Source organism: Streptomyces sp. NPDC046203 (assembly GCF_040646255.1).
Classification (GTDB): Bacteria; Actinomycetota; Actinomycetes; order Streptomycetales; family Streptomycetaceae; genus Streptomyces.
The window spans coordinates 209,436-216,051 of record NZ_JBEYZX010000009.1; the positions used below are offsets into that span (position 1 = coordinate 209,436).

Sequence of the window (6,616 nt, forward strand, 5' to 3'; positions counted from 1 at the left end):
ATGGGTCTGTGCGACGAACGCGTGGTGATCGTGACCGGTGCCGGCCGCGGCCTCGGCCGCGCCCACGCCCTGGCCTTCGCCGCCGAGGGCGCGAAGGTCGTCGTCAACGACCTGGACGTCGGCCTCGACGGCCGGGGCTCGGGCGGCGAGGCGGCGGCCGCCGTGGTCGCCGAGATCCGGGCGGCGGGCGGCGAGGCCGTCGCGCACGGCGGCGACATCGCGAGCGAGCAGGGCGCGTCGTCCCTGGTGCGGATCGCGCTGGAGACGTACGGGCGGCTCGACACCCTCGTCAACAACGCCGGCTTCCTGCGGGACCGGATGCTCGTCAATCTCACCGAGACCGACTTCGACGCGGTGCTGCGCGTCCATGTGAAGGGCCACTTCCTGCCCCTGCGGCACGCGGCCGCGTACTGGCGCACCGAAGCCAAGGAGGGCCGGCCCGTCGCGGGCCGGGTCGTCAACACCACATCCGGGGCGGGCCTGTTGGGGAGTGTCGGGCAGGCCAACTATGCCGCCGCCAAGGCCGGGATCGTCGGTCTGACCCTGGTCGCGGCGGCCGAGCTGGCCGGGTACGGGGTCCAGGTCAACGCCATCGCCCCGGCCGCCCGCACCCGGATGACCGAGCGGACCTTCGGGGACCTCGCCGCGCCGCCCGAGGACGTCTCGCCGCTGGTCGTCTGGCTCGGCTCGGCCGCGTCGGCCGGGGTCACCGGCCGGATCTTCGAGGCCGAGGGCGGGCGGCTGACCGTCATGGAGGGCTGGCACTCCGGCCCCACCGCCGACAAGGGGTCCCGCTGGACCCCCGCCGAAGTGGGCGAGGCCGCCCTGAAGCTCCTGGCCTCCGCCACCCCGCCGGGCCCCGTGTACGGAGCCTGACACGGGCCGGGCGGGGGTGGCCGAGGACGGCCGGGGAACGGACGCGGCGGGGCCCGCGGAGAACTGATGTCTCCGCGGGCCCCGTTCGGGTGTCCCCGTGCGCGCGATCGCCCTCCACCTGTCCGTGCGAGGCGCGGACGCGCGGGGGATCAGAGCTGCGAGACGAAGTACGGCTCGACGGTCATGTAGCCGTTGTTGCTGGCGCCGTTGAGGGTGCCCTTGCTCGTCTTGGCCAGGGTGTACCAGCTGTCGACGTAGTCCGGGTCGTCGGTCCACCAGGAGTCCGGGATGGCGTCCAGGATCGCGTTCACCAGCGGGATGTAGGCACCCTGGTCGGTGATGGTGAGCAGGACGGTCGCGATCGCCTTGGCGAGGTCGCGGTAGTTGGTGCTGCCGTCCTCCTCCATCATCACGACGTCGGCCAGGTTGTACTTGTAGTTCGACCAGTTGACCAGGAGCTGGTTCGGGTAGTAGACGACGCCGTCGTCCTTGATGTACGGCATGGTCACCGGGTCGACCCGGACCTTGCCGTCCTGGCCGAAGCCGCTGACGAGGCTGTAGATCTCGGCGCCGCCCTTGATCCAGGGCTCCTTGTCGTCCTTGAGGTGGACGGCCGTGATCTTCGTGCTCCAGTACCCGGCCGCCGCGGCCCCGGCCACGCCGGCCGTCTTCGACTGCGGGGCGGCGGTCGTGGTGTTCACGGCCCCGGGTCCGGCGGAGGGAACGCCCGCCTTGTTGAACTCCTCGCGCATGACGTCCAGACCGGCCGCCAGCGCCTTCTCGCCGTCGACGTCGACGACGTACACGGGCCGCGCGGGCGCCTTGGCGGCGTCCAGCCGGTGCGCGACGCCCCGGCTGTCGTAGGCGGTGACGGTGGTGAGGCCGTCGTCGGAGACGGCGGCGGCCACCCACGGCTCCTCGCCGGCGAGCAGCGCGGAACGCATCGACTCGTCGCCGAGACGCAGCTCCAGCAGCGAACCCGTCTTCGCGTCCAGGCCCTTGGCGTGGACGATGTCCTGGTCGGCGGCGGCGAGTTGGGTCTTCAGGGCCCCGGTCGCCTTCGCGGCGAGGGGAACCCCGGCCGACTTCAGCGCGGCCGTGCGCAGGCTCTTGTTCCAGGCCGCGTCGCCGAGCGAACGCGCGACGGCCTTCGCCGCCCGGTCCTGGGCCGAGGTGACGGCGGCCCGGGTGGCGGTACGGGAGTGGGCCGCGGCGGCCGCCACCCGGTCGTGGGACGGGGCCGGGGCCGGGGCGGGAGCCGCGGTGGCGGCGGAGGCCACGGACAGGGTCTGGGCCGCGCAGAGCGCGACCAGGGTCGCCGCGGTCGCGGCGAGGGTGCGGGGGCGTCGGGTGGGACGAGATCTCACGGCTCGATCCTCCAGGGTGGGAGCGGTCGGGGGCGTGCGGGTGGGGGGTGCGGGTGCGCGCGTGTGCGTGGGGTGGCGTCCGCCGGTCGGCGGGGTGGTGCGAGGGGTGTCGAAGCAGACCCGGAAGGGGGGTGGAATCCCGGGTCTCGTAGGCGATCTATGCGGGTAGATTTTCTCCGCGAAGCTCATGATGGCGTGTACATGTCATGTCCACAAGGTCTGTCGGACACGAGCCCGCCGACTTGTCACCGGCCGCCGGAAACAACACGGTTCGAGCCGGAGGCGACGGCGGTTCGAGGGAGTTCGAGGGGGCTTGAGGGGGGTGGCAGCCGGCGGAGGCTCACCGGCCGCGCGGCACGGTCCACTCCAGACGGGTCCGGACCCGCGGGTCCACGAGGTGTTCGAGGGCCGCCAGCGCCGTCTCGCGAGCCGGCCCCTCGGCGTCACCGTCGGCGAGGATCGCCGCCAACACCTCGACCGCACGCGGATCCTGACGAATCGCCAGCCCGCGCGCCGCCTCGGCCGCCGTCTCCGGATCCGGGTCGGCGAGCCGCGCCGCGAGCGCGTCCCGCACCACGGCCGTGTCGTCGGGGAGTTCGGCGAGTGCGAGCGTCGCCCAGTCCCGTACCCGCGCCACCGGATCGCGGGCGAGCCGCACCAGCACCCCGGTCGCCACCGTGTCCCCGGCGGGCACCAACCCCGCGAGCGCCGCGCCCACCTGCTGCCGCACCTGCGGATCGGGATGCCCGGCCAGCTCCAGCAGCTCCGGAACGGCCGCCGGATCCGCCAGCCGCCCGAGCGCCACCACCGCGGACAGCGCGGGCTCCCGCGCCCCGAGGGCCCGCGGATCCGCCGACCGGTACGCCCGCGCGCACCCCGCCGCCAGCGCGCGCAGCACCTCCACCGCACCCCCGGCACCCTCCGGCCCCGCGGAGAGCTCACCCAGCACCCGGGCCCCGAACGCCCGGCGCAGCGGATCCGGATCCGCGCACCAGGCACCGGCGGCGGCCAGCGCGGCCGGCGCCCCGGCCCGCTCCACGAGCGCGGTCGCGGCCGTGGTCCAGTCCTCCTGCTCCGGATCACCGCACCGCAGCGCCCGCCCGGCCAGCTCCTCCGGCACCGCCGGCAGACCCAGCGCGCCCTCCAGCAGCGTGGCGATCGCCGCGTGCCCCGTCTGCCGCTCGTCGCCGCTGCCCGGCGCCCCGTCCTCCCGCAACAGCTCGACGACCACCGTGATCCCGCCGTCCTCGGGCACCCGCCGCACGACCGCCTCGTAGGTGTCCCCGGCGCCCCCGCCCCGGCCCTGAACGAGCCCGCGCCGCAGCTCCGCCGCCATGTCGGCGCCGATCCACCGCCGCGCCTCGGCCAGCGCCCGGGCCGCCGCCTCCCGGTCCCGGCCCGCGCCGTGTTCGAGCAGCGTCCGCACCAGGGACGACGAGCCGCGCCGGGCGGCGGCCGTCAACGGGTCGAGCCCGTCCGGACCCGGCCGACCGGGGTCGGCGCCGGCCGCCAGCAGCTCCCGCGCCACCTCCGTGTGCCCGAGCCGAGCCGCCCAGGCCAGGGCCGTGTACCCGAACTCCTCCTCCTGGTCGGGCGCCGCGCCCGCCGCCAGCAGCGCCCGGACGACCTCGGTGTGCCCGCCGCACGCCGCCCCGCACAACGGCAGATCGACGGAGCCCTCGCCGCTCGCACGCCCCGGATCGGCCCCGGCGGCCAGCAACAGCCGCACGGCGCCGGGCCGGTTGTGGACGGCCGCCTCGTACAACGGCGTCTCGCCCCCGTCGGACCTGCCCTCGGGATCGGCACCCGCCCGCAGGGCCCGGACGACCGCATCGTCCCCGGCGGTCAATGCGTCGAACAGCGTATTCATGCGCCGATTCTGGCTCACGCCGGAGCGGCGCCGTACTCGGGATGCGGCCCGGGAAATCCCTCGGCCCGGCGGGTTCACCGACCCGCGAGGGCGGTCAGGTGGCCGGTCGGGCGGCCGGTCGGGCGGCTGGGCCGGTCCTGGGGTGCGGGAGGCGGTCTCCTGCGGGGCTGCCCCGCCCGGGCAGGTGAGTCCCGTACGACTGTGTGACCGTACGACGAGCCCGGCGCCTCGCCCCGATCAGCGGCCTCCACACCCGTTACGGACACGGCTCAGAGCGCGCACTCCAGGGCCGTACGGCACACCCCGCACCGGACCCTGACGCCGCGTCCGCCATGTCCACCACCGTGCCCGCCGCCATGGCCGGTGCCGTGACCGGTGCCGTGCCCGGCGTCCGCGCCGCCGTCCGGGACCCGCAGCCGCTGCGCGCAGACGGGACAGGGGAAGACCCGGTCCCCGGCGGCCCGGGCGCGGCGCCGGGCGGCCCACCCCGCGCCCGCCAGCGGTGCCCGCCGCCAGTCGCGCGCCGCCTCGGCCCGGCCCCGTACCCACGCGTCGTACGCCACCGCGCTGGTGAACCAGGGGGAAGGGTCCTCGCCGAACACCCCGGCGCGTTTGGCGAGGACGTAGCCGAACTCCTCCGGCGTCAGATAGCCGAGCTTCTGGCTGGACATGCCGTCCTGCCGGAACGCGTCGAGCAGCAGCCAGCCCGCGCCGAGGTAGGTGGTGACGACGTCGGTGAGGATCTCGTTCTCGGCGGTCGTCGGGAACGAGAGCCCGAGCCGGTGCAGCAGCACATGGGTCATCTCGTGGGCGAGCGCGGCGCCGATGTCGGTGCGATGGGTGCGGAAGCGTTCGTTCAGTTCGACGGCGTACGTGGGGCCCGCGGCCGGGTCGACGCTCGCCGCGTGTTCCATCGCATGGAAGGTCACCAGGGTGGGGGCGTCCGGGAGTCGCAGATGTTGTACGAGCGTGCGGGCGGCGCGGGCGGCGCCGGTGTGCGGATCCTCGGCCGTGCCGACCGCCACCTCCGAGGCCGGGACGCTCGACTCGTAACGGCGCACACCGTCGGGGGAGAGGCGCCGGTAGAGGGCCGTGATCGACGATCGGACCGTGTCGAGATGCGGGAACCCGTGCTCGACGCGGGAGACTGCTTCGCTGTGCGGCACGTTCGGCATGCCGGACCACCCCCTGCCGTCCAGGGTACGGCCGGTGGCCCGGCGTTCCTCGGCCCTTGTCACCCGATCGCCCCGTCGTTTCTCCCGAGTCCCCCTCCCTTCCTCCCGCCGCCCGGGCCGCTCCCGTCTCCTCCTGTCCCCTCCCGCATCCTCTCGCCTCCTCCCGTCTTCCCTGCCTCTCCCGCCCCCTCTGTCTCCCCCCACCTCGTCCCGTTCCCCGGCCTCTCCGGACCCTCCGATATCTCCTGTTCCTCCAGCCTCAGGATGATCTCTCCCGGACTTCGCCGATCTGGCCGAAAAGGCCACCTTGTGGCTCCTGTCGGGCACTGTCCATAATCCGGGACACGCCTTGACGGGCTCATGTCATCAAGGGCAACCCCCCCCACGAAAGAAGGCAGTCGCATGCAGCAGAAGAAGAACAGACTGGTCCGCGCCCTCCAGAGGCTCGCCGCGACCGGAGCCGTCGTTCTCGCCGCCGTCAGCCTCCAGCCCACCACGGCCACCGCCGCGCCCAACCCCGTCGTCGGCGGCACCCGCGCCGCCCAGGGCGAGTTCCCCTGGATGGTCAGGCTCTCCATGGGCTGCGGAGGCTCCCTGATCAGCCCCCAGGTCGTCCTCACCGCGGCGCACTGCGTCAGCGCGACCGGCAACAACACCAGCATCACCGCCACCGCCGGCGTCGTCGACCTCCAGTCCAGCAGCGCCATCAACGTCCGCTCCACCAAGGTCTACCGCGCCCCCGGCTACAACGGCATGGGCAAGGACTGGGCCCTCATCAAGCTCGCCTCGCCCATCAGCGGCCTGGCCAACCTGAAGCTCGCCGAGACCACCGCCTACAACAACGGCACCTTCACCATCGCCGGCTGGGGCGCCGCCAGCGAGGGCGGCGCGCAGCAGCGCTACCTGCTCAAGGCGACCGTCCCGTTCGTCTCCGACGCCGACTGCCAGACGGCGTACGGCAGCGACCTCGTGCCCAGCGACGAGATCTGCGCCGGCTACCCGCAGGGCGGCACCGACACCTGCCAGGGCGACTCCGGCGGCCCGATGTTCCGCAAGGACGACACCGGCGCCTGGATCCAGGTCGGCATCGTGAGCTGGGGCCAGGGCTGCGCCCGGCCCAACTACCCCGGCGTCTACAGCGAGGTGTCCACCTTCGCCGCCGCCATCAAGGCGGCCGCGGCCACCCTGTAGCGACGAGCCGCGACACGACACGACGCGCGACACGGCACGACGCCGCCCGCCCGCCCGCACGCGAGGGCGGGCGGGCCCAGCCACCTCAGAGATCAGGCGCAGCGACGCTTACAGACCGCGCTCAACCACACTTCCGA

General features: G+C 74.3%; 5 protein-coding genes. 2 read left to right on the forward strand and 3 right to left on the reverse strand.

From position 1 onward, the window contains the following. The gene (locus ABZ990_RS11010; protein ID WP_361228646.1) at positions 1 to 876 is read left to right on the forward strand and encodes an SDR family oxidoreductase; all 876 of its coding nucleotides are present in this window, start codon (positions 1 to 3) and stop codon (positions 874 to 876) included. Positions 877 to 1,025: 149 nt separating this feature from the next. Here the strand turns inward: ABZ990_RS11010 and ABZ990_RS11015 are convergent, their stop codons facing one another. From ABZ990_RS11015 to ABZ990_RS11025, 3 genes are all read right to left on the reverse strand, one after another. Next, entirely contained in the window at positions 1,026 to 2,243 is a 1,218-nt protein-coding gene (locus ABZ990_RS11015; protein ID WP_361228649.1) for a DUF3103 family protein, read from the reverse strand. Between the two features lie 340 nt (positions 2,244 to 2,583). Continuing rightward, positions 2,584 to 4,113, reverse strand: coding sequence for an ankyrin repeat domain-containing protein (locus ABZ990_RS11020; protein ID WP_361228652.1), 1,530 nt, complete (start codon positions 4,111 to 4,113; stop codon positions 2,584 to 2,586). A 269-nt stretch (positions 4,114 to 4,382) separates the two neighbouring features. Further along, positions 4,383 to 5,288: a hypothetical protein gene (locus tag ABZ990_RS11025; protein ID WP_361228655.1), complete on the reverse strand. Its 906-nt coding sequence runs from the start codon at positions 5,286 to 5,288 to the stop codon at positions 4,383 to 4,385. Positions 5,289 to 5,690: 402 nt separating this feature from the next. Here ABZ990_RS11025 and ABZ990_RS11030 point away from each other — a divergent pair, with 402 nt between their 5' ends. Beyond that, entirely contained in the window at positions 5,691 to 6,479 is a 789-nt protein-coding gene (locus ABZ990_RS11030) for a serine protease (RefSeq protein ID WP_361228658.1), read from the forward strand. Positions 6,480 to 6,616 lie beyond the last annotated feature (137 nt).